At 72.2% G+C, this 23489-nt stretch carries 21 protein-coding genes; 15 read left to right on the top strand and 6 right to left on the bottom strand.

All coding sequences use genetic code 11. The features are described 5' to 3' along the window. The first annotated feature begins 62 nt into the window (after positions 1–62). Together QM779_RS08355 and QM779_RS08350 are read left to right on the top strand one after the other, a co-directional pair. Complete coding sequence (locus QM779_RS08355; protein WP_428534108.1) at positions 63–3017, top strand: hypothetical protein; 2955 nt, start codon at positions 63–65, stop codon at positions 3015–3017. Further along, positions 3014–4384: a DUF5719 family protein gene (locus QM779_RS08350; RefSeq protein WP_428534106.1), complete on the top strand. Its 1371-nt coding sequence runs from the start codon at positions 3014–3016 to the stop codon at positions 4382–4384. The genes QM779_RS08355 and QM779_RS08350 overlap by 4 nt, the downstream gene beginning before the upstream one ends. A gap of 505 nt (positions 4385–4889) precedes the next feature. Here QM779_RS08350 and QM779_RS08345 read toward each other — a convergent pair. After that, positions 4890–5330 carry a metallopeptidase family protein gene (locus QM779_RS08345; RefSeq protein ID WP_428534104.1) on the bottom strand — a complete coding sequence of 147 codons (441 nt, stop codon included), beginning with the start codon at positions 5328–5330 and terminating at the stop codon, positions 4890–4892. A gap of 119 nt (positions 5331–5449) precedes the next feature. Between QM779_RS08345 and QM779_RS08340 the strand changes: the two genes are divergently transcribed. From QM779_RS08340 to ahcY, 6 genes are read left to right on the top strand one after another with little or no spacing between them, the layout of a single operon-like run. Beyond that, positions 5450–5806 (top strand): DUF3499 domain-containing protein, encoded by a 357-nt coding sequence (locus QM779_RS08340; protein WP_428534102.1) that lies wholly within the window; start codon positions 5450–5452, stop codon positions 5804–5806. A 19-nt stretch (positions 5807–5825) separates the two neighbouring features. Then, positions 5826–7178 carry a phosphomannomutase/phosphoglucomutase gene (gene manB, locus QM779_RS08335; RefSeq protein ID WP_428534100.1) on the top strand — a complete coding sequence of 451 codons (1353 nt, stop codon included), beginning with the start codon at positions 5826–5828 and terminating at the stop codon, positions 7176–7178. Then, positions 7178–7366, top strand: coding sequence for a Trm112 family protein (locus QM779_RS08330; protein ID WP_428534098.1), 189 nt, complete (start codon positions 7178–7180; stop codon positions 7364–7366). Before manB ends, QM779_RS08330 begins: the two co-directional genes overlap by 1 nt. A gap of 6 nt (positions 7367–7372) precedes the next feature. Further along, positions 7373–8383, top strand: coding sequence for an SIS domain-containing protein (locus QM779_RS08325; RefSeq protein WP_428534096.1), 1011 nt, complete (start codon positions 7373–7375; stop codon positions 8381–8383). A gap of 34 nt (positions 8384–8417) precedes the next feature. Further along, complete coding sequence (locus QM779_RS08320) at positions 8418–9419, top strand: cation diffusion facilitator family transporter (RefSeq protein ID WP_428534094.1); 1002 nt, start codon at positions 8418–8420, stop codon at positions 9417–9419. Between the two features lie 37 nt (positions 9420–9456). Beyond that, on the top strand, positions 9457–10872 hold the full coding sequence (gene ahcY / locus QM779_RS08315) for an adenosylhomocysteinase (RefSeq protein WP_428534092.1): 1416 nt from the start codon (positions 9457–9459) through the stop codon (positions 10870–10872). Positions 10873–10940: 68 nt separating this feature from the next. Here the strand turns inward: ahcY and QM779_RS08310 are convergent, their stop codons facing one another. Then, positions 10941–11609, bottom strand: coding sequence for a hypothetical protein (locus QM779_RS08310; RefSeq protein ID WP_428534090.1), 669 nt, complete (start codon positions 11607–11609; stop codon positions 10941–10943). Between the two features lie 190 nt (positions 11610–11799). Here QM779_RS08310 and QM779_RS08305 point away from each other — a divergent pair, with 190 nt between their 5' ends. Next, on the top strand, positions 11800–13530 hold the full coding sequence (locus QM779_RS08305; protein ID WP_428534088.1) for an NAD-dependent malic enzyme: 1731 nt from the start codon (positions 11800–11802) through the stop codon (positions 13528–13530). 162 nt (positions 13531–13692) lie between these two features. Here the strand turns inward: QM779_RS08305 and QM779_RS08300 are convergent, their stop codons facing one another. The 4 genes from QM779_RS08300 to QM779_RS08285 form a co-directional block, all read right to left on the bottom strand. Next, positions 13693–14529: a M15 family metallopeptidase gene (locus QM779_RS08300; RefSeq protein ID WP_428534086.1), complete on the bottom strand. Its 837-nt coding sequence runs from the start codon at positions 14527–14529 to the stop codon at positions 13693–13695. Positions 14530–14602: 73 nt separating this feature from the next. Beyond that, a complete protein-coding gene (locus QM779_RS08295) occupies positions 14603–15100 on the bottom strand; it encodes a SixA phosphatase family protein (protein ID WP_428534084.1) in 498 nt (165 codons plus the stop codon). Between the two features lie 54 nt (positions 15101–15154). Further along, entirely contained in the window at positions 15155–15433 is a 279-nt protein-coding gene (locus tag QM779_RS08290; protein WP_428534082.1) for a DUF3039 domain-containing protein, read from the bottom strand. Beyond that, the gene (locus QM779_RS08285; RefSeq protein WP_428534080.1) at positions 15430–16284 is read right to left on the bottom strand and encodes a hypothetical protein; all 855 of its coding nucleotides are present in this window, start codon (positions 16282–16284) and stop codon (positions 15430–15432) included. Before QM779_RS08285 ends, QM779_RS08290 begins: the two co-directional genes overlap by 4 nt. 58 nt (positions 16285–16342) lie before the next feature. Between QM779_RS08285 and QM779_RS08280 the strand changes: the two genes are divergently transcribed. The 6 genes from QM779_RS08280 (at position 16343) to QM779_RS08255 (ending at position 23129) form a co-directional block, all read left to right on the top strand. Continuing rightward, the gene (locus tag QM779_RS08280; protein ID WP_428534078.1) at positions 16343–17722 is read left to right on the top strand and encodes an MFS transporter; all 1380 of its coding nucleotides are present in this window, start codon (positions 16343–16345) and stop codon (positions 17720–17722) included. Positions 17723–17783: 61 nt separating this feature from the next. After that, positions 17784–18272 carry a MarR family winged helix-turn-helix transcriptional regulator gene (locus QM779_RS08275; protein WP_428534076.1) on the top strand — a complete coding sequence of 163 codons (489 nt, stop codon included), beginning with the start codon at positions 17784–17786 and terminating at the stop codon, positions 18270–18272. Positions 18273–18330: 58 nt separating this feature from the next. After that, on the top strand, positions 18331–20496 hold the full coding sequence (gene malQ / locus QM779_RS08270; protein WP_428534074.1) for a 4-alpha-glucanotransferase: 2166 nt from the start codon (positions 18331–18333) through the stop codon (positions 20494–20496). A 216-nt stretch (positions 20497–20712) separates the two neighbouring features. Further along, positions 20713–21609 (top strand): SPFH domain-containing protein, encoded by an 897-nt coding sequence (locus QM779_RS08265; RefSeq protein WP_428534072.1) that lies wholly within the window; start codon positions 20713–20715, stop codon positions 21607–21609. Next, on the top strand, positions 21602–22258 hold the full coding sequence (locus QM779_RS08260) for a hypothetical protein (RefSeq protein ID WP_428534070.1): 657 nt from the start codon (positions 21602–21604) through the stop codon (positions 22256–22258). Before QM779_RS08265 ends, QM779_RS08260 begins: the two co-directional genes overlap by 8 nt. 79 nt (positions 22259–22337) lie before the next feature. Then, positions 22338–23129, top strand: a complete 792-nt coding sequence (locus tag QM779_RS08255; RefSeq protein WP_428534068.1) for a class I SAM-dependent methyltransferase — start codon at positions 22338–22340, stop codon at positions 23127–23129. Positions 23130–23489 lie beyond the last annotated feature (360 nt).

Here is a 23489-nt window from a genome sequence, read left to right as displayed (position 1 = left end):
GTTCCGGGACCGGCGGTAGGCTGGGCGTTCGTGCCAGCTGGTCGGGGTCCGAGAGGTGAGGTGTGAGCGAGGTCAGTGACGAGTCCGGTGAGGACCCCTGGGCCTGGCTGCACACCCTCGACCGCGAGGCGCCGGCCGACTACACCGCCTTCCACGTCGTCGCGTGCGTGCTCCCTGTCGTGGGTGAGCCGGCGACGACCCGCTGCCGGGAGGCGGTCGAGGACTCCGACACCTGGGTGGAGGAGATCAGGGACAGCCTTCCGGCGGACGCGGACGGCGACTGGTTCTGGATCCTCCCCGACGACGCGGAGCCTGCTCCGGGCGCGCTGAGGGCGCTGCTGGAACGCGTCCGCCGCGAGCCGGACACCGCCGTCGTCGGGGCGCTGCTCGTCGAGCCGCGCCGCCGGGGTGCGGGCACCCTGGTCAGCGACTGGGCCCAGACGATCAGCGGCAGTGGACGGCTGCGTCCGTTGACCGAACCGGGCGAGCTCTACCAGGGCCAGCTGGACGCCACCGCTGCGCTCGGCGTCCCTGCAGCCGGCATGCTCGTCCGTGGCGACGTGTGGCGCTTCCTCGCCGGCTTCAACCCCGAACTGCCGCGCAGCCACCAGGGCCTCGACTTCGGCTGGCGCGCCAACCTCGCCGGTTACCGGGTCGTCGCCGAACCGGACGCCCACGTGGTGGACCACTCCGCATGGGGCGATCCGGCCGACGATCGCGCCGCCGGCCTCGCCCTCGTCTGCGGCAACACTCCGGCACCGCGGCGCTGGCTCACCGCGCTGCGGCTCGGCCTGGTCTGCCTGCTCACCTCGCTCGGCTACCTGCTCGGCAAGGACCCGGAGCGTGCCGGCGAAGAGCTTCGCGGCCTGTGGCGGTGGATCTCTGGGCGCCGCCTGCGGCGGTCGGTGACCGGACGGGTGTCCGCGCTGCCGATCACCCCCGCGGCGCGAAAGGCGACGCTCGCGCTGAGGCCCCCCGCGGGGTCGGCCGTCCGCCGGTCCGGCGAGCAGGTCGCCGCGCGCCTGGTCGACTGGCTGCACACCTTCAGCGGACGCGGGACCGCGGCGGTCAGCCTGGACGAGATGACCGGCGACGACTTCGCCGCGACCGGAACGACCCGCTACCGGATGCCACTCGCGCTCGTCGGCATCCTCGTCCTCGGCGCCGCAGCCCTCGTCGCCGCCCGCACCACGTTCGGCAGCGGGTCGCTGACCGCGGCGCAACTGCTGGCCGCCCCGGAGAGCTGGACCGAGCTGATGGCGTCCTACCTGGCGCCGGTGGCGGGGACCTCGGCGGTGTCGGGCGCGCCGTGGACCGGCCTCGCCGCGATCTTCTCCCTGGTCACGATCGGGCGTCCGGAGTGGCTGGTGACCGGAACCATGGTGCTCGCCGTCCCGCTCGCGTGGCTGATGTCGTTCCGGCTGCTGCGCCAGCTGGTCGCCGACCGCCGGCTCGCCGCGCTCGGCGCCCTCGGGTACGCCGTGGGACCAGCCCTGATCGGTGGCCTCAACGCCGGGTCGTTCGGGCTCGCCGCGACGGCCGTCCTGCTGCCGATCCTCGGTTACAGCAGCTGGCGCTGGCTGGCCGACCGCGAGTGGAGCTGGCGCAGGGCGGGCGCGGTGGCGTTCTGGATGCTGTTGGCCTGCGCCCTCGTCCCCCTGTTCTGGGCCGCGGCCCTGCTGGCCGCCCTGTGGACGGCGATCCCCGCGCGGCGTGTCCGCGCGTGGGCGCAGTGGCTCCTCGTGCTCGTCGCGCCGCTTCTCCTCGTGGTCGGGCCGTGGGGCTCGACCCTGTGGCGCTACCCGGGGCGCCTGTTGACCGGCATCGAGCCGCAGCTCGCCCCGCTCGCTGCTCCTGCGCCGTGGGACGTCCTGGTGGGCAGGACGCTGGCGGGCAGCCCTCCGCTGTGGATCTCGCTGGGCTTCTTCGCCGTCCTGTGGCTGGCTGCGCTCGTCGGTGCGGCCCGCCGTCCGGGCGTGTCGGGACGCGCGCTCGCCGCCGCAGGGATCGCCGCGGTCGTCGCGATCGGGACCACGCGGCTCGTCGTCCCGGTACCGCCGGGGACGTGGGTGCGGCCGCAGGCGCTGGAGTGGCAACTGCTGTTCGTCGCGGCGCTGGTCATCGCCGCGTGCGCGGGGCTGGACGGCATCGCGACCGAACTCCAGGGCCGCGACCTCGGCCTGCGGCACCTCGCCAGCCTCGGCCTCGCGCTGGTCTGCGTGGTGGCGATACTGGTCGGAGCCGGCTGGTGGGTGGTGGCAGGGCAGACCGACCTGAGCCGCCGCACGGTCGGCGACGTCCCCGCCTTCGTCCGCAACGCCCAGACCTCCGCCACGCCGGGCCGGACGCTCGCCCTGGTCGCGGACGCGGGCGGACAGGTGCGCTGGGCGCTCCTGGAGGGAGACTTCGGCCGGCTGGGCGACGCGGAGACGGGGCTCGCCTTCGCCGGTGACATCGCAGCCAAGCAGCTGGCGGCGTCCGTGGCGGCCCGGCTCGTCGGCGACAGCGCGGACGACCAGCTGCTCCCGGACCTGGTCACCCTCGGCGTGGCCAACATCACGCTGGCCGGCGGCACGTCCGAACAGCGGCTGGCGATCAACAACGTCCCCGGGCTCGGTCTCGGCACCGGCGACGACGCGCACTACGTCTGGCCGGTGCCGGACGCGGCGATCGCGGTGGTGGCGGACGGGGACACCCGGACGCCCGTCGGCAACGGCACGGAGATCGCCGCCGGGTCGCCGACCCGCGTGCTCCGCCTGGCCGAACCCCCGGACCCCCGCAGGCTGGTCACGGTCGGGTCGACCGCGCTGGCCGCGATCGACGGCGGGGCGCCCGGGACGCAGTACCAGCTCGGCGCGCTGAGCGGGACGCTGGAGTACCGGCTCGACGGCGGCTCGACCTGGTGGGCGTGGGTGCAGCTCGCGGGCTTGGCGCTCCTGGCGATCCTTGCCGCGCCGGCGGTCCGCCGCCGCAACGAGTCGTCCGGCCCCCGCCGAATCGCCGGAGGTGCCGAATGAACCGCTGGATCTGGCCCGGGGGAGTGGCCGTCGTCGTGGCCGGAGCCACCGTTGCCGCGACCCTCGTCGGAGCGCAGCCCGTCCCCGAGACACCGTTCACGGCGTCCGAGACCAGGGTGTCGGTGGTGTGCCCCGGGTTCGAGTCGCCGACCGCGACCGTGGAGGTCGCAGCGGCATCGATCAGCCCGGGGCTGCAGACATCGACGGTGACCGAACCGGCGGCCGTGTCGGCGGCGGACGGCTTCACCGTGCTGAAGGCTCCGGGCGCGGCCCGCCGGGTCTCGGCACTCCTGCCGGGGCCGTTCGGTGCCACCACGTCGGTGTCGGCGGCGGACGGCGCGGACCGCGGGCTCTCCGCGTCGGGCTGCGCCACGCCGAGCACCGACCACTGGTTCACGGGCGTCGACATCCGCGAGGTCGCGCAGTCCGAGGTGGTCGTGGCCAACCTGGACGGCACCCGCGCCTCCGTTGACCTGACGGTGTACGGCGCGGACGGGAAGATCTCGGCGCCTCGCGGCGTAGAGGTGGAGCCGAACTCCGTGGAGACGATCTCGCTGGGCACGCTGGACCGTGTCGACGGCCCGGTCACCGTCGAGGTGAGCAGTGGCGACGGTCGGGTGGCGGCGTTCGTCCGGCAGCGCACCTGGGCGGGGGAGGAGCCGTTGGGGGCGGACTGGCTGGCCGAGACCACCGCCCCGGCGACCGACGTGGTCGTGCCCGGGGTGCCCGAAGGGTCGGGAGGGCGGACCCTGGTCGTCACGAACCCCGGTGAACGGACGGCGACGGTGTCGATCGGCACGTTCATGACCTCCGGCCCCGGCGAGGTCGCCGGGGCGTCCGAACTCGAGGTGCCCGCGGGGACGACGCGGACGATCGACCTGGCGGCCGACCTGGACGGGCTGTCCGCCGCCCTGCACCTGACCTCCACCCAGCCGGTGTCGGCGGGGGTGTGGCTCGACACCGGTGACGCCGATGCGCGCCATGACCCGGCCTACACGGTGGGGACGACGGCGCTGCCGTCCGATTCGCTCTGGCCCCTCGCGCTGGGCAGCGATGCGAAGACGCTGCTGCAACTGGTGAACCCCGGCGACGCGGAGGCGACGGTGACCGTCACCCTCGGCGACTCCTCGCGGACGGGTGACCCGGAGGAGGTCACGGTGCCCGCGGGGTCGCTGGTGGAGGTGGCCCTCGACAAGGGCGCGACGAACCTCGTCCGGATCCGTACCGAAGCAACCACCCTCCGCGGCGCGCTCGTCAGCACGGCGACGCTCGGCAAGGTGCGTGGTCTGGCTGTCGTCCCCCTCGTCGCCGAGGACGGCCGCGGCGAACCTGCCACCGTGGTTTTCGACCCACACGCCGGCAGCTGACCGGCCGCAGCCTCGTCCCCGTCCACCTTGTGGTGGACGGGAGCGAGTCCGGCGTCAAGGTGGACGGTTGTGCGGTGTCCACGTTGTCGTGGACGGTTGTGGGGCGTAGTCGCCCGTTTTCGTCCACGTTGTGGTGGACGGGAGCGAGTCCGGCGTCAAGGTGGACGGTTGTGCGGCGTAGTCGCCCGTTTTCGTCCACGTTGTGGTGGACGGGAGCGAGTCCGGCGTCAAGATGGACGGTTGTGCGGCGTAGTCGCCCGTTTTCGTCCACGTTGTGGTGGACGGGAGCGAGTCCGGCGTCAAGGTGGACGGTTGTGCGGCGTACTCGCCCGTTTTCGTCCACCTTGTGGTGGACGGCGGGTGCTGTGTCCACGTTGTCGTGGACGGTTGTGCGGTGTAGTCGCCCGTTTTCGTCCACCTTGTGGTGGACGGGTGCGAGCCCGGCGTCAAGGTGGACGGTTGTGGGGCGTAGTCGCCCGTTTTCGTCCACCTTGTGGTGGACGGGTCAGTCCCAGTCGTCGCCGAGGTCTCCGGACGGGTCGAGTTCCTCGACGCCGATGCCGGTGAGCGCGGACAGCTGCTCGAGCAGGGCACGGTGGACGAGCCGGCGAAGCTCGGCCCTCGACGCCGCCCTGTGCTCCAGCGGACGGCGGAACAGCACGACCTGGCCGTTCTGGCCGGGACGCGCGGGCACGGCGGCGGCCAGCGGCACCCGCACGCTGCGCCACGCCTCGAGGTTGCCCGGCACCTCCTCGTAGCCGATGTCGATGCCGACCAGCGCGCGCGGGCAGGTCCTGGCCGTGCGGGCGACGGACGCCCGGAGGCAGTCGGCGAAGAAGTCAGCCCCGCGGGCCCGCTGACGCAGCGGCACCGGCGCCCCGGTCAGGGGGTTCGGTGCGGCCAGGGGTCCCCGCACGCCACGTCCGTGCCGCTCCCTCCGCCTCATGCCCTCACCCTACTGGCGCCCGCGTCGTCCGAGCGCCCCGCCACGGCCGCCCGGTGGCGCGGGCGCCACACCGGACGCGGGTGCCGGGAGTCGGTCGGCTGCGGCGGTAACGTGGCGCCGTGATCAACCGGCGCTGCTCCAGGACGGCGTGCACCGATCCTGCGGTGGCCACGCTGACCTATGTCTACGCCGACTCCACCGCCGTCGTCGGTCCGCTCGCCCTGCGCGCGGAACCCGGCACCTACGACCTGTGCCGTGAGCACTCGCGCCGGTTGAGCGCGCCGCGCGGCTGGGAGGTGATCCGGCTGCCCGGCAACGACTCCGGCCCCCGCGCCTCCAGCGACGACCTGATGGCCCTGGCGGACGCGGTCCGCAGGGTGGGCCTGGGCGAGGGCGCGCCGGAACCCGTCCAGCCGCCCGTGGTGAGCAGGCGCAAGGGCCACCTCGCCGTCCTCGCCGACCTCCCGGACGCGTGAGCGGCGCTAGGCTCGCTGCGTGATCGAACCCCAGGTCTTCAAGGCCAACGACATCCGTGGCCTCGTCGGCGGCGACCACCCGGAGTGGGACCTGGACGGCGCGCGCGCGATCGGCGCGGCCTTCGCCGTGGCCTTCGACCTGGCCGGCGGGGAGTTCGTCCTCGGCCGTGACATGAGGGCAGGGGGACGCGAACTCAGCCTCGCCTTCGCGGAGGGCGCGATGGGCCAGGGCGCCGACGTCCTCGACATCGGCCTGGCCAGCACCGACGGTGTGTGGTTCGCCTCCGGGCACACCCACCTGCCGGCCGTCCAGTTCACCGCGTCCCACAACCCGGCGACGTACAACGGCGTGAAGTTCTGCCTGCCGGACGCCGCCCCGATCACGCCCGAGCTCATGCAGCGGATCCGCGAGTTGTCGTACGTTGAACTACCCGAGGGGGAAGTCCGCGGCTCCTACCGTAGGGATGACCTGCTCCCCGCCTACGCCGCGCACCTGCACTCGCTCGTTCCGCTGGACGGGATGCGCCGACTGAAGGTCGTCGTGGACGCCGGCAACGGGATGGGCGGGTTCACCACCCCCGCGGTGCTTGGCCCGCTCGACGTCGAGGTCGTGGGGCTGTTCATGGAGCTCGACGGGAGCTTCCCCAACCACCAGCCCAACCCTCTCGAGCCGGCCAACCTCGTCGACGCCCAGCGTGCCGTCGTCGAGCACGGCGCCGACCTCGCCCTCGTGTTCGACGGGGACGCGGACCGCTGCTTCATCATCGACGAGCGCGGCGAGGTGGTCAGCCCCTCGGTCGTGACCGCGCTGATCGCCCGCCAGGAGCTCCAGCGCGAACCCGGGGGGACGATCGTGGTGAACACCATCACGTCCCGGACCGTCGCGGAGGTCGTGGCGGCGGCGGGCGGCCGGGTCGCGGTCAGCGCGGTCGGCCATACCCGGATGAAGGCCGTGATGGCCTCCCACCACGCGATCTTCGGCGGCGAGCACTCCGCCCACTACTACTTCCGCGACTTCTGGGGCGCCGACACCGGCATGCTGGCCGGGCTGCACGCGCTCGCGCTGGTCGGGCGCTCCGGGCGTCCGATGTCGGCACTGGCCGCCGACCTCCCGCAGTACGCGGCGTCCGGCGAGATCAACTCGACGGTCGCCGACCCGAGGGGAGCGATGACCGAGGTCGCCGAGGCCCTCGCCGACCGCGGCGAGGTGTCCTGGGTGGACGGCCTGCTGGTGAGCACGCGCGACTGGTGGGTCAGCGTGCGGGAGTCGAACACGGAGCCGCTGCTGCGGCTCAACGTCGAAGCGAGGGACCCGGACGTCGTCGCAGCCCTGCGCGACGAGGCCCTGGCCATCATCCGAAAGGACCGTTGATGAGTGAATTGCCCCCCGAGGTGCTCGAACTGCTGGTGTGCCCCTCGTGTCACACCGCTCTGGCGTGGGACTACGAGGCGTCCGAACTGGTCTGCACGGCGCCCGACTGCGGCCTGGCCTACCCCGTGCGGGACGGCATCCCGATCCTGCTGGTCGACGAGGCCCGGCGCCCCGGCGCCGCCGAGTAGCCGGCCGTGTACGAGTTCGACGACGCGCGGCTCGAGGACGAGGACGCGCTCCGCGAGGCCGACCCGCTGCTGCGCCCGCTCGCCGAGGCCGGAGCCCGCGTCCGCCGTGAGGCCGCGTCCGCCGAGGTGCCGCTGAGCCGGCTCGACCCCGACGACCGGCCGCGGGCCATGATCACCTTCGGCCCCGAGGCGCGCCTGCTCCGGGCCGTGCTCGAGCCCACCTGCCCCGTCCCGCTGGTGGCCTGGCCCCGGCTGGGCCTGCCCGGGTGGGTCGGACCGCTGGACATCGTCGTCGTGATGGGCGGCGGCGACAAGGTCAGCCTTGCCGCGGCCTTCGAAGCCGTGCGGCGCGGCTGCCGGCTGCTGGTCGCGTGTCCCGCCGACTCGGTGCTGGCCCGACAGTCCGCCTCCGCGTCCACCACGCTGCTGCCGACGTCGACGGGCGACCCGCTGGCCGCGGCGGTCGTCGCCCTCGTGGCCCTGCACCGGCTCGGTCTGGGGCCGCTGGTCAGTCCCGAGGCCGTGGCGGACGCGATGGACCTGGTCGCGCAGGAGTCGTCGCTCAGCCTCGACGCCACCCAGAACCCGGCCAAGGCCGTCGCGCTCGAACTCGCGGACGCCAAGCCGATGGTGTGGGGCGGGTCGATCCTCGCCGCGCGGGCCAGCCGCCGGATCGCCGAGGCCCTGCGGTCGGCCAGCGGACGGATCGTGCTGTCGGCGGACGCCGGCGCGCTGCGTCCGCTGCTGGCCGAGGTGCCGCTGCGCGACCCGTTCGCCGACCCGTTCGAGGAGACCGGTGTCGAGCAGCGTCCCGGCCTGGTCCTCGTCGACGACGGGATGGACGACGAGGAGGCCGCCGAGGAGCGGATCGTGCTGCGGGAGTCCGCGCTCGCCAAGGACGTGCTGGTGTCCAACCTCGCCCACACCCAGGGGACGGCCGTCGAACGCTACGTCACCGTCCTCCAGCAGGGGCTGTTCGCCGCCGCGTACCTGCAGATCGGTCTCGGCCGCGCCTGATCCGCCGTCCCTCCGGATCCGGCCACCCGGTCGGGTGGGATCCCGCGGACCCGGCCGCGAGGGGCTCTGGCAGGATGTGGCCGTGAGCAGTCACGGTGGGACCAGGGCGATCATCGCCGCACTCTCGGCGAACGCGTTCATCGCGGTGACGAAGTTCGGGGCGTGGGCCCTGACCGGAGCGGCGTCGATGCTGGCGGAGGGCGTCCACTCGCTCGCCGACACGTCCAACCAGATCCTGCTGCTGCGCGGGGGCCAGATCGCCAAGCGGGAGGCCGACGAGGAGTACCCGTTCGGCTACGGCAGGGCGCCGTTCATCAACGCGTTCCTCGTCTCGGTGATCCTGTTCAGCCTCGGCGGACTGTTCGCCATCTACGAGGCGTACCACAAGTACGAGGAGGTGGCCGCCGGTCACCCCAACGAGCTGCTGGAGAGCCAGTGGTGGTGGGTGCCGATCGCGGTGCTGGTGTTCGCGATCGTGGCCGAGGGGCTGAGCTTCCGCACCGCCGTGCGCGAGTCGACGCCGCTCAAGGGACGCCAGTCGTGGCTGCAGTACATCCGCGCGGCCAAGTCGCCCGACCTGCCGGTGATCCTGCTGGAGGACTTCGCCGCCCTGCTCGGCCTCGTGTTCGCGCTGATGGGCGTCGGGATGACCCTGCTCACCCACAACGGCTTGTGGGACGCGGCGGGCACCGGCCTGATCGGCGTCCTGCTGATCGCCGTCGCGGTGACGCTCGCCGTCGAGACCCGCAGCCTGCTGCTGGGGGAGGCGGCGACGCCGGAGGCCGTCCGGAGCATCACGGACGCGCTGGCCGGCGCGGACGGCGTGCAGCGGGTGATCCACCTCAAGACGCTCCACCTGGGCCCGGACGAGGTGCTGGTGGCGGCCAAGATCGCGGTCGAGCCGACCACGTCCGCGTCCCGGGTGGCCGAGGTGATCGACAACGCGGAGGCCGCGATCCGAGCCGCGAACCCGATGGTGACCTCGCTCTACCTCGAGCCCGACATCGACCGCGGCACGGACCCGGCCGGCGCGTAATCGGGGGACGGCGCGAGTTCGCGTAGGGTTGCTCCTCGTGGATCATCGCGTCGCAGACCTCAACCTCGCCCCCGCCGGACGGGAGCAGATCACCCTCGCCGAGCACGAGATGCCGGGCCTGATGGCCCTGCGCGAGCGCTACGGGGCGAGCAAGCCGCTGCGGGGCGCGCGGATCGCCGGCTCCCTGCACATGACCGTGCAGACCGCCGTCCTGATCGAGACCCTGGTCGCCCTCGGCGCGGAGGTCCGCTGGGCGTCCTGCAACATCTTCTCCACCCAGGACGAGGCGGCCGCGGCCATCGTCGTCGGCCGCGACGGGACGCCGGACGCACCCGGCGGCGTCCCGGTGTTCGCCTGGAAGGGCGAGTCACTGGAGGATTACTGGGGCTGCACCGAGAGGATCCTCGACTGGGGTGACCGGACGCCGAACATGATCCTCGACGACGGTGGCGACGCCACCCTGCTCGTCCACAAGGGCGTCGAGTTCGCCAAGGCCGGCGCCGTGCCGGACGCGGCCGCGTCCGACTCCCACGAGTACCAGGTGGTGCTGGCCACGCTGCGGGCGTCCACGCTGGACTGGGTGGGGATCGCCAACAGCATCTTCGGGGTCACCGAGGAGACGACCACCGGTGTGCACCGGCTCTACGAGATGGCGCGCAACAACTCGCTGCTGTTCCCCGCGATCAACGTCAACGACTCCGTGACCAAGAGCAAGTTCGACAACCGCTACGGCATCCGGCACTCCCTGATCGATGGCATCAACCGCGCCACCGACGTGCTGATCGGCGGCAAGACGGCCGTCGTGTGCGGGTACGGGGACGTCGGCAAGGGCTGCGCCGCGGCGCTGTCCGGGCAGGGCGCCCGCGTCATCGTCACCGAGGTCGACCCGATCTGCGCGCTCCAGGCGGCGATGGACGGCCACCAGGTCGCCACGCTGGACGACGTGCTGGAGACCGCCGACATCTTCATCACCGCCACCGGCTGCCTGAAGGTGATCACGGCCGAGCAGATGTCCCGGATGAAGCACCTGGCGATCGTCGGCAACATCGGCCACTTCGACAACGAGATCGACATGGCCGGCCTGGAGACGCTCGAGGGCGCGACGCGGACGAACATCAAGCCGCAGGTCGACCGGTGGAACTTCGCCGACGGCCACTCAATCATCGTGCTCAGCGAGGGACGGCTACTGAACCTCGGCAACGCCACCGGCCACCCGAGCTTCGTGATGAGCACCTCCTTCGCCAACCAGGTGCTCGCCCAGATCGAGCTGTTCACCCGACCGGAGACCTATCCCGTCGGCGTCCACACGCTGCCCAAGCAGCTCGACGAGTACGTCGCGACGCTGCACCTGGCCGCGCTCGGCGTCCACCTCAGCGAGCTCAGCCAGGAGCAGGCCGACTACCTCGGCGTCCCCGTCGAAGGCCCGTTCAAGGCCGAGCACTACCGGTACTGAACCCTGGCCGGCGCTGCGCGGCGAGGAGCGGCACCCCTGCGCGGCGGCCGCGGTCGGACGCGACGGGCTCAGACCAGCTTCATGGTCGAGCGCACGAGGTAGGAGGCGGGCTTCGGCTTCTCCCCGCACTTCTCGTACGGCACCTTCAGCGCCTCGTCGCGGATCGTGACATCGGAGTTGATCGCGGTGACCCGCCCCTCGGTGTCGGTGTCGACGGAGAGGTCGTAGGTCCAGGTGCGCTGCCAAGTCCACTTCCCGCCGTTGCTCTTGGTGCTGTTGTCGTAGTGGCACCCGTCCGAGCCCTTCATGGGGTCGCGGGTGACGGTCAGGGTCGTGCCGTCCCACGTGAACTCCCGCGACGGCACGCCCGCCTCGGCGTCGCCGTCCCGGGTGATCGTGCCGGTGCAGACGCTGTCGGAGCAGGTCGAGGTGAACTCCCACGGATCACTTCCGGAGATCTTCTGGCCCTTCTTCGGCACGGGGTCCCACCAGAAGCGGGCGTCGCCGCTCACCTTGACGATGGTCTCGGCACCGTTCCACTTCCCCTGCGGCACCGTGTCGGCCACGGACAAGGTGCTCGGCGTCGCCGAAGGGCTGGGCGTCGCTGCCGGGCTGGACGTGGAGGTGACGTCGGCGAACGGCTGCGCCTGGCCGCTCCCCGTCGTCGAGATGCCACTACAGGCTGTGCACAGGATGGCGGCCAGAGCGAGTGCCGGGCCCACGCGTCGGAATTCCATGTCTCCCCCCCAAGAGATCGTCGGTGGGAGAACCACACCACCCGGTTTCCCGCCGCGTACATCCCTACTCCTGCGTAGCCGCAAATTCATCAAGTGTGGGAGACGTGGTGGTTGCACGCGGCCGGCCGGTCGGCGCTCCCCTGCGGGGTGGCTAGGCTCGTCCCGACCCGAACGACCGAGGAGGACGCGAATGCGTCAGCGCGACTTCAACCTGGACACCACGACCCGTGACGCGGTGCTCCAGATCAGCGCCCGCGGGCGGTTGATCCTCGTGCACCCGATGGCCAACCGTGGCACGGCGTTCACCCTCGCCGAGCGCGAGGAACTCGGCCTGTCGGGACTGCTGCCGAGCCGGGTCACCACGATCGAGGAGCAACTGCGCCGCATCTACGCGCAGTACAGCCGGTCCCCGTCCCCGCTGGCGAAGTTCATCCAGCTCACCCGGTTGCGGGACCGCAACGAGGTGCTGTTCTACCGGCTGCTCAGTGAGCACATCGAGGAGATGCTCCCGATCATCTACACCCCCACGATCGGCGAGGCGATCGAGCGGTTCAGCCACGAGTACACCGGCGCCAGGGGCGTGTTCCTCTCGATCGACCACCCCGAACTGATGGAGAAGTCCCTGACCGACTTCGAGATGGACGCGGACGACGTGGACCTGATCGTCGTCACCGACTCCGAGGGGATCCTCGGCATCGGCGACCAGGGCATCGGCGGCATCCAGATCGCGATCGGCAAGCTCGGCGTGTACACCGCGGCCGCGGGCATCCACCCACGGCGGGTGATCCCCGTCGTTCTGGACGTCGGCACCGACAACCTGGGCCTGCTGAACAGCGACCTCTACCTCGGCGAGCGGCACGCCCGCGTCCGCGGCGAGCGCTACGACGAGTTCATCGACCTTTTCGTGACCACGGTGACCCGGCTGTTCCCGAACGCGATGCTGCACTGGGAGGACTTCGGCGCCGGCAACGCCCACCGCATCCTCAACCGCTACAGCGACAGCATCTGCACCTTCAACGACGACATCCAGGGCACGGCGGCCGTCGTCCTGGCCGCCGTGCTCGCCGCCGTCCGGCTCACCGGGATGCCGCTGCCCGAGCACCGCGTGCTCGTCTACGGCGCGGGGACGGCCGGCGTCGGCGTCGCCGACCTGATCCGCGAGGCGATGGACCGCTCCGGCCTGCCCGCGCAGGACGCGTACGCGCGGTTCTGGGCGTTCAACTCCCGCGGCCTGATCGTCGAGGACAGCAGGGGCGTGCGGGACTTCCAGGTCCCCTATGCGCGCCGGCGGGCGGACGTGGAGGGCTGGGCGGTCGCCGACCCGGACCGGATCAGCCTGCTGGAGGCGGTGAAGCTCGTCCAGCCGACCATCCTGATCGGCACCTCCGCCCAGCACGGGGCGTTCACCGAGGACGTCGTGCGCGCGATGGCCGAGCACTGCGAGCGTCCGATCATCATGCCGCTGTCGAACCCGACCAGCCGCAGCGAGGCCCAGCCCGCCGACCTGCTCGAGTGGACGGACGGACGCGTCCTGATCGCCACCGGCAGCCCGTTCGGCACGATCCGGCACGGCGAGGTCTACCACACGATCGCGCAGGCCAACAACGCGCTGATCTTCCCCGGCCTCGGCCTGGGGGTGGCGGTGGTGCAGGCCGAGCGGGTCACGCCGGAGATGATCTACGCGGCCGCGGACGCGCTGGCCGGCCTGCAGAACGAGTACCGTCCCGGCGCGTCCCTGCTGCCGGCGATGAGCGACCTCCGGCTCGTCGCGGCGACGGTCGCCAAGGCGGTCGCGGAGACCGCGCAGGACCAGGGACTGGCCCGCCGTCCGATGACCAACCCGATCAACGACATCTACCAGCACATGTGGAAGCCGGAGTACCCGAGGCTGGAGATTCTGCCCGCCGGCGCACCCGACTGAGCGGGCCGTCGCCGGGCCGTCCCAGCTCGCCCACCCGGCCGCCCGCCCGTCCGCGCGCCTGCCGGCCAAACGCTCCCGAAACGCGCAAACGCTCCCGAAATTTCGGGAGCTTCTGCGGGTTTCGGGAGCGTTTGGGTGGGGACGGGCGGAGCCGGACAGCGATCAGCGGACGCCGAGGTAGCGCTCCAGCGTCTTCGTCCTCGTCGCGTTGACGCCCTCGGCGGCGGTCACCCCGACGTAGCGGAAGTGCCACGGCTCGAAGGCGATGCCGGTGATGCCCGACTCGTTCGTCGGGTAGCGCAGGATGAACCCGTACGCCACCGCGTGCCGGACCAGCCACTTCCCGGTCCGCGACGTGCCGAGGGTCGTTCCGCGGACGAGCCGTCCGTTCTCGATCCCGGCGAGGTCGACCGCGAGGCCGGACTGGTGTTCGCTCGCGCCGGGGGCGGCCGTGTAGATGTGGCTCATCGTCGCGTACCAGCTGCTCTGGGTGGCGTACGAGCGGTAGGACGAGCGCACGACGGGGATGTACCCCGCCTTGCGCGCGGCGGCGAAGAACGCGACCAGCGCCTTCGCAGCAACTGGCTGAAGACGGACGCTCGGGACGCCGTAGGCGGGCACCTTCACGGTCACCAGTTTCGGGGAGTATCCGGCGCTCACCGTGTGGTGGCTGTTGATGATCTCGATCCCGCAGACGGTGAACGGCGTGGCCTTCTGCTTCGCTGTGCGCCGGGTGTCCTTCGCGCCCCGGCACGCGGTGGTGGCGACCGCGGTCGTGGCGGTGTTCGTGGCCGACGCCGTCGGGGTGGCGGACGCGGTGGCGGACGGCGACGACGCGACGCCGGCCGCAGCTGCGGTGGACGGGGCGACGACGGACACCGGTGCCGCTGCCGCGGCACCCTGGTGGGAGACGTCGATGCCGAGGACGGGGCCGGCCACCAGGCCCGCGACGAAGCTGAGCACGATGCCGAGCGCGCCGAGCAGGCGGTAGCCGCGCACGCGTCCGGGCCGCGCGGGGAACGCGTGGCGGGGTGTGGTGTCGGTGGGCTCGGGCGGGACTCCGCGCCGAGGCTCAGCCCCTCGGGATCTCAAAGCGCTGGAGGGTCGCCTTGCCGGCGTCCAGGGTCTTCCAGGCGCCCCGATAGGTGAGCACGGCGAGCCCGGCGGTGGGGAACTTGGCCGCCACCTTGTCGGCGAGCGGCGAGGGCTTGGCGAGGCTGGTGATCAGGTCGCCCAGAGTGGGCTGGTGCCCGATCAGCAGCGCGGTGTGGACGGTCTCGTCGAGGTCGTGCAGTTCGGAGAGGAGTTCGCCGGGCCAGGCGTGGTAGATCAACTCCGAGACCCGGACGTCGGCGCAGGTGGCGCCGCCGTCGACAGCACCCTCCCAGGTCTGCTGCACCCGCGTGGCCGTGGACGCGAGCACGACATCGAGGTGGTACCCGGCGAGGATCTCGCCCGCAGCCACCGCGTCCCGCTCGCCCCGCTCGGACACGGGACGGCGGAGGTCGGCCTCCGCGGTCTGCCAGGACGACTTCGCGTGCCGCAGGATGATCAGGGTCTTCGATGCCACGGGCATCATCCTAGGGCGTGCCTCCGGGTCGCGGCGCGCCCCGACCCGGCCGGTTCAGCCCTCGCCGTCGCCCTCTCCGGGACGCATCGACTGCCAGATCTCCTTGCACTCCGGGCACACCGGGTAGCGGTCAGGGTTCCGCGACGGCACCCACACCTTGCCGCACAGCGCGATCACCGGCGTGCCCATCACCATCGCCTCGGTGAGCTTCGCCTTCGGCACGTAGTGGGAGAAGCGCTCGTGGTCGCCCTCCTCGGGACGAAGGTCGGGACGCGCGTCGGTGCGCTCCTTGACGATCGTGGTCACCGTCGGAGTCGGGTTCTCGGTGGTCATCTGGCACCCTTCGCACGGCCGAGCTGTCGGATCAGACCAAAGGTACCCAGTGCGGCGAAGAGGAAGTACATCGCCACGTTGCCCGCGTAGCCCTGCCAGACGCCGGGCTGCAGGAGGTTGTAGACGACGAAGTCGGCCTTCTCACCGAGCGAGGCGTCCGGCTCCCGGGCGGCGAGGTAGTCCAGCGCGTCCACCACGACGACGGACGCCAGCGACACCACGACGCCCGCGACGATGACGGCGATCACCCCGCCGACGCCCCTGCGGGGCGGGGTCCCCGCGCCCTTCGTGTACAACCAGATCGTGGCGTACGCCATCGCGAAGCTCGTGATCGACGCGATGAAGTTCATCTTCCACAGCAGGATCGTGATGACGACGCCGACGACGATCCCGCCGAGCGAGAACAGCAGCCCGCGTCCGACCTTCTCCGTGGCGGGGGCGGACGCCACGGCGGGCGACGTCTGCGCGTACGGCTGCCCCGGGTAGGGCTGACCCGGGTACGGCTGTCCCGGGTGCTGCTGACCTGCGTACGGCTGTCCCGGGTGCTGCTGTCCTGCGTACGGCTGTCCCGGGTACTGCTGTCCTGCGTACAGCTGGCCCGCGTTCTGCTGTCCTGCGTACGGCTGACTTGCGTACGGCTGCGGGTTCTGCCAGCCGGCCGAGGGCTGACCCGGGTACGGCGTCCCGTTCTGCACCCCGGGGTACGAGGCGTAGGGCTGGCTTGCGTAGGGCGGGAGCGGGGCCGGCTGCGGGGAGCCGGTGGACGGCTGCGCCGCGGGCGGGGCGAACCCGGGCGTCGCTCCCTGCGCGTCGGGGGACGGCGCGGGACGGGACGGCTCGGTCGAGGACATGGGGCTCCCGGATCGTGAGAGACTGACGGGCTGATCGTAACCGCAGAAGGGAGGCCCGGTGGCCGCGGCTGCTACGCCGAACCCGGGGACGTCGCCGTCCCGGCGCGGACTCACGGTGGGACTGTTGCTGAGCGTCGTCGCGATCGCCTTCGAGGCGATGGCGGTGCTGACCGCGATGCCCGCGGCGGCAGAGGACCTCGGCGACGTGAACCTCTACGCGTGGACGTTCACGGCCTTCATGCTGGCCCAGACGTTCGCGATCGTCGCCGCAGGGCAGTTCAGCGACCGGTTCGGTCCGAAGCCGCCGCTCGTCGTGGGCTTCGTCGTCTTCGCGCTGGGGATCGTGGTGTCGGCGTCCGCACCCACGATGCCGGTGCTGCTCGCCGGGCGGTTCGTCCAGGGCCTGGGCGGCGGCACCATGAACCTCGCGGTGATGGTCCTCGTCGCTCGCGTCTTCGACCCCAGGGAGCGGGCGGTCGTGCTGACCGGCTTCTCCGCCGCGTGGATGGTGCCGTCCTTCGTCGGTCCCGCGATCGCCGCCTGGCTGTCGAGCACCTGGTCGTGGCACTGGGTGTTCTGGTCGGTGCTGCCGCTGATGGCGGTCGCCGGCGTCCTGATGCTGAAACCCCTGCGGGCCGTCGACCTGCCGCCGCACGACGACGTCCCTGCCGCGCCCCGGCAGCTCGCCTGGGCCGCGCTCGTCGCGGCGGGAGCCGGCGCGCTGCAACTCGCCGGCCAGGACCTCCAGGCGTGGTCGTTGCTGTGGGCGGCGCTCGGCCTGGCGATGCTGTGGTTCGGGCTGCCGCCGCTGCTGCCCGCCGGGTTCCGGCCGGCCGGACGCGGGCTGCCCTCGGTGATCGTGGTGCGCGCGCTCACGGCGGGCGGGTTCGCGGGCGCCCAGACGTTCCTCCCGCTGATGTTCGTGCGCGCCGAGGGGCTGTCGCTGTGGTGGTCGGGCGCGATCCTCACCTTCGGCTCGTGCGGCTGGATGCTGGGCGCCTGGCTGCAGTCGCGTCCGTGGCTGCGGCTGCGGCGCGACCAGATCATCGTCGCCGGAGCGGTCAGCCTCGTCGTCGGGCTGGCCCTGCCTGCCGTCTCGGCGTGGTTCCCCGGCCGGCTGCTGGCGCTGGCCGTGGTCGGCTGGGTGTTCGCGGGGCTGGGCATGGGCCTTTCGGTGGCGAGCACGTCGCTGGCCACGATGCAGCTGTCGGCGCCGATCGAACTCGGCAGGAACACCTCCTCGTTGCAGGTCGGCGAGTCGCTCGGCAACAGCATCGGCGCGGGCTTGGCCGGCACCCTGTTCGCCCTCGGCCTCGCGCGCGGCGACGCGGTGTTCGGCTTCGGCGCACCCCTGACCGCGATGGCCGTCGTCGGGCTCCTCGCCGCGCTCTCGTCGGTCCGCATCGGTGCACTGGAGAACCACTCCGCCGACCGCTGACCTCGTCGGCCGCCCTCGGGTAAAGTCTCGACATCGAGATAATCGAGGGGGTGTGGGTGGAGTGGACGAGGTCGACCTGATCCTGGCCGCGTGGGAGCGCGAGCTCCCCGGGGTCGATGTCGCCCCGCTGGGCACCCTGTCGCGGATCAGCCGGTTGGCCCGCCACCTCGACCGGGCCCGTGCGGACGCGTTCGCCGCCCACGAACTGGAGGTGTGGGAGTTCGACGTCCTCGCCGCGCTGCGCAGGGCAGGGGCACCCTACGAGCTCTCTCCCGGCGAACTGATCCGCCAGACGCTGTCCACCTCGGGCACGATGACCAACCGGGTGAACCGGCTGGAGACCCGCGGCCTGGTGGTACGCCAACCCAACGCCGACGACCGGCGAGGCGTGCTGGTCCGGCTCACGGACGCCGGGCGGACGCGGGTGCAGGACGCGCTCGCCGACCTGCTGGTGTTCGAGCGCGAGGTGCTCGCTGCCGTCGACGTGGGCGAGAGGGAGGAACTGGCGAACCTGCTGCGTCGCCTGCTGGCGCCCTTCGAGCGGTCCTGAGCGTTCCGGGCAGTATTGTGGGCTGACCCGTCCGACGACCCGAAGGCGCCCCCCGGCAATGGCACTGTCCAACCCGTTCCTCGCCGAACTCGCGACGGCGTTCGGCATCGCCACCGAATTCTGGGACTGGAAGGGACGCCTCACCGAGGTCACCGATGACACCGTGATCGCCATCCTGGCCGCGATGGACGTGGACGCGTCCGACCCCGAGCGGGCCAGCGCCTCGCTGGAGGCGCTGCGGCTGCGTCCGTGGACGCGGCTGCTGCCTCCCTGCGTGGTGATGGAGCAGGGCACCCCGAAGTCCGTGCAGGTGCACCTCCCCGACGGCGCCTGGGTGCGGCTGGCCGTCCGGCTGGAGGAGGGGGGCTTCCGCGACGTGCCCCAGGTCGGGGACGACGAGCCGCCCCGCTGGGTGGACGGCGTCCTCACCGGCCAGGCCTCCTTCGAACTCCCGGCCGACCTCCCGGTGGGCTACCACCGGCTGCAGGCGACCACGGAGGCGGGCCAGGCGGAGTCGACCCTGGTGGTCAGCCCCGCGTTCCTCGGCTTCCCCGCGGCGATGGGGGAGAAGCGGGCCTGGGGGTACGCCGCGCAGCTGTACAGCGTCACGTCCGAGGACTCGTGGGGCTTCGGCGACCTGCTCGACCTGGCCGACCTGTCGACGTGGTCGGCCACGCAGCAGTTCGCGAGCTACGTCCTGGTGAACCCGTTGCACGCCGCGCAGCCGATCCCGCCGATCGAGGCGTCGCCGTACCTGCCGACGTCCCGGCGCTACGTGAACCCGCTGTACATCCGGCCCGAGCAGATCCCCGAGTACGCCGAACTCGACGAGCGGTCCCGCAACCGGGTCGCGCAGCTGAAGGCGCGGCTGAAGAAGGAGCTGGCCGGCGAGCCGCTGATCTCCCGCGACCAGGTGTGGGCGGCCAAGATCGACGCGTTGCGGGTCATCTACGACCACGGCCTGCGCCCCGCGCGGCGGATGGCGTTCAACGACTTCCTCCGCCGCGAGGGACGCAGCCTCACCCAGTTCGCGACCTGGTCGGCGCTGGTCACGAGGTTCGGCGGGGACTGGCGGGACTGGCCGGCCGAGCTGCGCCGTCCCTCCTCGCCGACCGTCGCGCTGTTCGCCGAGCAGCACGTCGACCAGATCATCTTCTACGCGTGGCTGCAGTGGATCGCGGACAACCAGCTGCGCGCCGCGCAGTCGGCGGCGAAGGACGCCGGCATGCGGATCGGCATCATGAACGACCTCGCCGTGGGCGTCGGTGGTTCCAGCGCTGAGGCGTGGACGTACGGCAACCTGTTCGCCGACCGGATCGGCGTGGGCGCCCCGCCCGACCACTTCAACCAGACCGGCCAGGACTGGGGGCAGGCGCCGTGGCGTCCGGACCGGCTCGACGACCTGTCCTACGCGCCGTTCCGGAGCATGGTCGCCGGCCTCCTGCGGCATTCCGGAGGCATCCGGGTCGACCACATCATGGGGCTGTTCCGGCTGTGGTGGATCCCGGAGGGGATGGCGGCCAGCGAGGGCGCGTACGTCCGGTACAACCACGAGGCGATGGTCGGGATCCTCGCGCTGGAGGCGCAGCGGGCCGGAGCGCTGGTGGTCGGTGAGGACCTCGGCGTGGTCGAGCCGTGGGTGCGCGACTACCTGCGGCAGCGCGGCATCCTCGGCACGTCGATCGCGTGGTTCGAGCGCGGCCCGGACGGGACGCCGCTCGCGCCCGAGGACTGGCGCGAGTACTGCCTGGCCTCGGTGACCACGCACGACCTGCCTCCGACGGCCGGCTACCTCGCCGGCGAGCACGTGAAGCTGCAGCACGAGCTGGGCCTGCTCACCGAGTCGCTGGACGCCGAACTCGCCCACGCCGAACGGGAGCGGACGGCGTTCATCGATGCGCTGCGCCACCGGGGGTTCCTCACCGCCGAGCCCGCCACGACCGAGGACATCGTCGAGGCGCTGCACCGCTACCTCGTCGCGACCCCGTCCCGGGTGCTCTGCGCGGCGCTGACCGACGCGGTCGGCGACCGGCGGACGCAGAACCAGCCCGGGACCGACAAGGAGTACCCGAACTGGCGGATCCCGCTTTCGGGGCCGGACGGGAAGCCGCTCAGCCTGGAGAAGCTGTACCGCGACGACCGCGCCTTCCGCCTCGCCAGCATCATGAACGGCTTCAGCACCCCGATGGTCGTCCCCCGCGCCGACACCGAGCTGGTCGTCTAGCCCGAGCCGCCCCTTACCCCGGCCGTCAGCGTCCGTTTGCTCCCGAAAGGCGGCCTTGCTCCCCGAATTCCGGGAGCAAGGCCGCCTTTCGGGAGCAAACGCAATGGGTGGGACGGGTGGGACGGGCGGGTGGGACGGGCGTCCGGGCGGCGCGGAGAGACCAGCGAGCTTGGCTTACTCCTGCTCCGGCGGAGTGGCGCACCCTATGATCAGGGGATGCCGCTGGGTCTTCAGATTCTGGTGTTGGTGATCTTCGTTCCACTCCTGGCGCTGCTGGTCTGGGCGCTGGTCAGGGCCTCGATCGTGAGGGTGCCCGTCGGATCGGTGGCGCTGCTGGTGGTTCGGGGCCGCGCCACGGACCACGCGTTGCCGCCCGGCGTGCACTGGGTGCCGGCCCTGCGCAGGCGCCAGGCCGTCGAGTACCCCTCGGTCGAACTCTCCTACCGTGCCTCTGCCGACCCGTTCTCCGGCTCGTCCGTGGAGGGCTGGGGCCCGCCCGTCGATGTCATCCTCGGTGACCGGGCGTCCGTGGTGGTGAGCTTCACGGTGCGGTTCCGGCTGGACCCGGCGAGCCTGCGGGTCGTCCACGAGCGATTCGGGGTGGACGGGATCTGGTCGGCGGTGCGCGACGACGCCGGTGCGGCCATCGCCACCGAGCTCGTGGCCCCCACCTACGCCGTCGACTCGTTCTTCGGGGAGGACCGGATTGCGACGCAGCGGGCGCTGGGACGGGCGGTGGGCGCGGCTCTCGAGGGCGACGGCATCACCGTCACCGCCTTCTCGCTGGGCCAGGTGAACCTGGGCCGCCACGGCGAGGTCATCCAGGCGACCGTGCGCTCGCGGCTGGAGGCGGAGCGGGAGGAGAACGAGGCCTCGATCCGGATGCTCAGGGTGCGGCATGACGCCGAACTCGCGCCCTACCTTTCGGAGGTGAACTCCTCGGCGCTGGTCTACCGCCAGGCGCAGGTGTGGCAGGCGCTCGCCGACCGGATGGAGGGGCCCGACCGCACGCTCGCCGGACGGGCGCTCCCGCCCGAGCCGAAGCCGAGGGCCACTCCGCCGGAATCCGGCGCGGGTGAGTCCGCGGGCCTGTCGGGACTGCCGAATGCCTGAGCGGCGCACGGTCAGGGAGCGGGTGGTCGAGGTCCTCGCGGTCGCGCTCCTGGGCGTCGCGACGGTGTGCACGGCGTGGTGTGCGCTGCAGTCGAACATGTGGAGTGCGGAGCAGCAGCGCCTGACCGGGGTCGCGCAGGCCGACCAGCTGGAGTCGACCCGGTTGCTGGGAGTGGCCACGCAGACGATGGCCTACGACGGCAGTACGGTCGCCAGCTACGCGGCAGCGGTCGCGACAGGGAACCAGAAGCTGACCGCGTTCTACCGCAGCGCGCTGGTCCGCAAGGGCTTCCTCGAGTACCTGGACGCGTGGCAGAAGGACATCACCGCGGGCACGACGCCGTCCAACCTGCTCGAGAACAAGGAGTACCTGGACGGGGTGCTGGGCCCCTACCGGGAGGCGACGGCGAAGGGGGACCAGGCGTCGGCGGACGCCGACCACGCCGCGTCGGTCGGTGAGGGCTACGTCCTCACGACGGTGCTGCTCGCGGTGGCCCTGTTCTTCGCCGGGGTGACCGGGACGTTCCGTTCGCCGATCCTGCGTCTGCTGCTGGTCTCGGCGGCATTCGTCGCCATCTCGGTCGCCATCGGGCACATCGGGGAGTTGCCGGTCGCCCCCGGCACCCTCACGATGCTCACCGGCCCCTGAGCGGGTGCGCAATTCTCCGGGACCGCGGCGCCCGCCGACCCCGGTAGCGTGACGTCCGGGTCCACGGGCGGGAGGCGTCATGGAGGTCGAGGGAGCGCGGACGTTCACGGGGGGTGCGGACGCCTACGACCGGTTCATGGGCCGTTACTCGCGGCCGCTGTCGGTCGGATTCAGTGACTTCGCCGGAGTGGTCGCGGGGCAGCGCGTGCTCGATGTCGGCTGCGGGTCGGGCGCGCTGACCGCGGAGCTCGTCCGCCGCCTGGGTTCCGCGTCCGTGTCGGCCTGCGACCCGTCGCCCTCCTTCGTCGCCGCGTGCAGGGAGCGGTTCGAGGATGTGGACGTCCTTCCGGGCACCGCAGAGCAACTGCCGTTCGGGGACGCCGCGTTCGACGTGGCCATCAGCCAGCTCGTCCTGCACTTCGTCTCCGACCCCACGGCGGCAGGCGCCGAGTTCGCCCGGGTGCTGCGGCCCGGCGGCGTGGCCGCAGCCTGCGTCTGGGACGCCGCCGACGGCATGGAGCTGCTCCGCTCGTTCTGGGACGCGGCCAGCGGCGTCGACCCTGACGCTCCCGACGAGCTGCAGACACTCCGGTTCGGGCGTCCGGGCGAGCTCAGCGGCTGGCTGGCCGGCGCCGGTTTCGAGGACGTCACCGAGACCACTCTCAGCGTCCGCACGACCTACGAGGACTTCGACGAGCTCTGGTCGACGCTCCTGGACGGAGTGGGCCCGGTCGGCGCCTACTGCGCGACCCTGCCGCCGCAGCGGTTGGCCGTCCTCCGCGCTGCACTGCACGACCGCCTCGGGGCTCCGTCCGGTGGCATCACCCTTGGCGCGGTCGCCCGCGCCGCCCGCGGCGTCCGGCCCGAGTAGGGGACGGTTCTCTTTCGGTTCACGAGGGCTTCCCTGTCGTCCGGGCGGGTGTGGTGAACGGTCCCTGAGGAGCGGCGGGGCGAGGGACGAGCGCGTCACGAAGGGCCGCCGTCATGGGCACGTCAGGTGGGCGGGGAGGAGAACCGTCCCCGATTCGCTCTCCGTGGCTCGTCGAGGGCCACCTGTCGTGGTTGAGGGCCACCTGTCGTGGTTGAGGGCCTCCGTTCGTGTCGAGGGCCATGGCCTGGACAAGGGCTGTCGACGTGAGGGGCGGCGCTCGGCCGGGAGCGGTGGCTCTCGATGGAGAGGGAGGGCGGACCGAGCCGGGGGAACCGTCCCCAACTCGATCCGGTCCGGGGA

Source organism: Propionicimonas sp., from assembly GCF_049840635.1.
GTDB lineage: Bacteria > Actinomycetota > Actinomycetes > Propionibacteriales > Propionibacteriaceae > Propionicimonas.
The sequence above is the reverse complement of the archived record's forward strand: the minus strand, read 5'-3'. Positions and strand labels throughout refer to the sequence as shown.

Coding starts and splice junctions, on each gene's coding strand:
- QM779_RS08350 (WP_428534106.1), top strand. CDS start 3,014: ATGAACCGCTGGATCTGGCCCGGGGGAGTGGCCGTCGTCGTGGCCGGA.
- QM779_RS08345 (WP_428534104.1), bottom strand. CDS start 5,330: ATGAGGCGGAGGGAGCGGCACGGACGTGGCGTGCGGGGACCCCTGGCC.
- QM779_RS08330 (WP_428534098.1), top strand. CDS start 7,178: ATGAGTGAATTGCCCCCCGAGGTGCTCGAACTGCTGGTGTGCCCCTCG.
- QM779_RS08310 (WP_428534090.1), bottom strand. CDS start 11,609: ATGGAATTCCGACGCGTGGGCCCGGCACTCGCTCTGGCCGCCATCCTG.
- QM779_RS08305 (WP_428534088.1), top strand. CDS start 11,800: ATGCGTCAGCGCGACTTCAACCTGGACACCACGACCCGTGACGCGGTG.
- QM779_RS08290 (WP_428534082.1), bottom strand. CDS start 15,433: ATGACCACCGAGAACCCGACTCCGACGGTGACCACGATCGTCAAGGAG.
- QM779_RS08285 (WP_428534080.1), bottom strand. CDS start 16,284: ATGTCCTCGACCGAGCCGTCCCGTCCCGCGCCGTCCCCCGACGCGCAG.
- malQ (WP_428534074.1), top strand. CDS start 18,331: ATGGCACTGTCCAACCCGTTCCTCGCCGAACTCGCGACGGCGTTCGGC.
- QM779_RS08265 (WP_428534072.1), top strand. CDS start 20,713: ATGCCGCTGGGTCTTCAGATTCTGGTGTTGGTGATCTTCGTTCCACTC.
- QM779_RS08260 (WP_428534070.1), top strand. CDS start 21,602: ATGCCTGAGCGGCGCACGGTCAGGGAGCGGGTGGTCGAGGTCCTCGCG.
- QM779_RS08255 (WP_428534068.1), top strand. CDS start 22,338: ATGGAGGTCGAGGGAGCGCGGACGTTCACGGGGGGTGCGGACGCCTAC.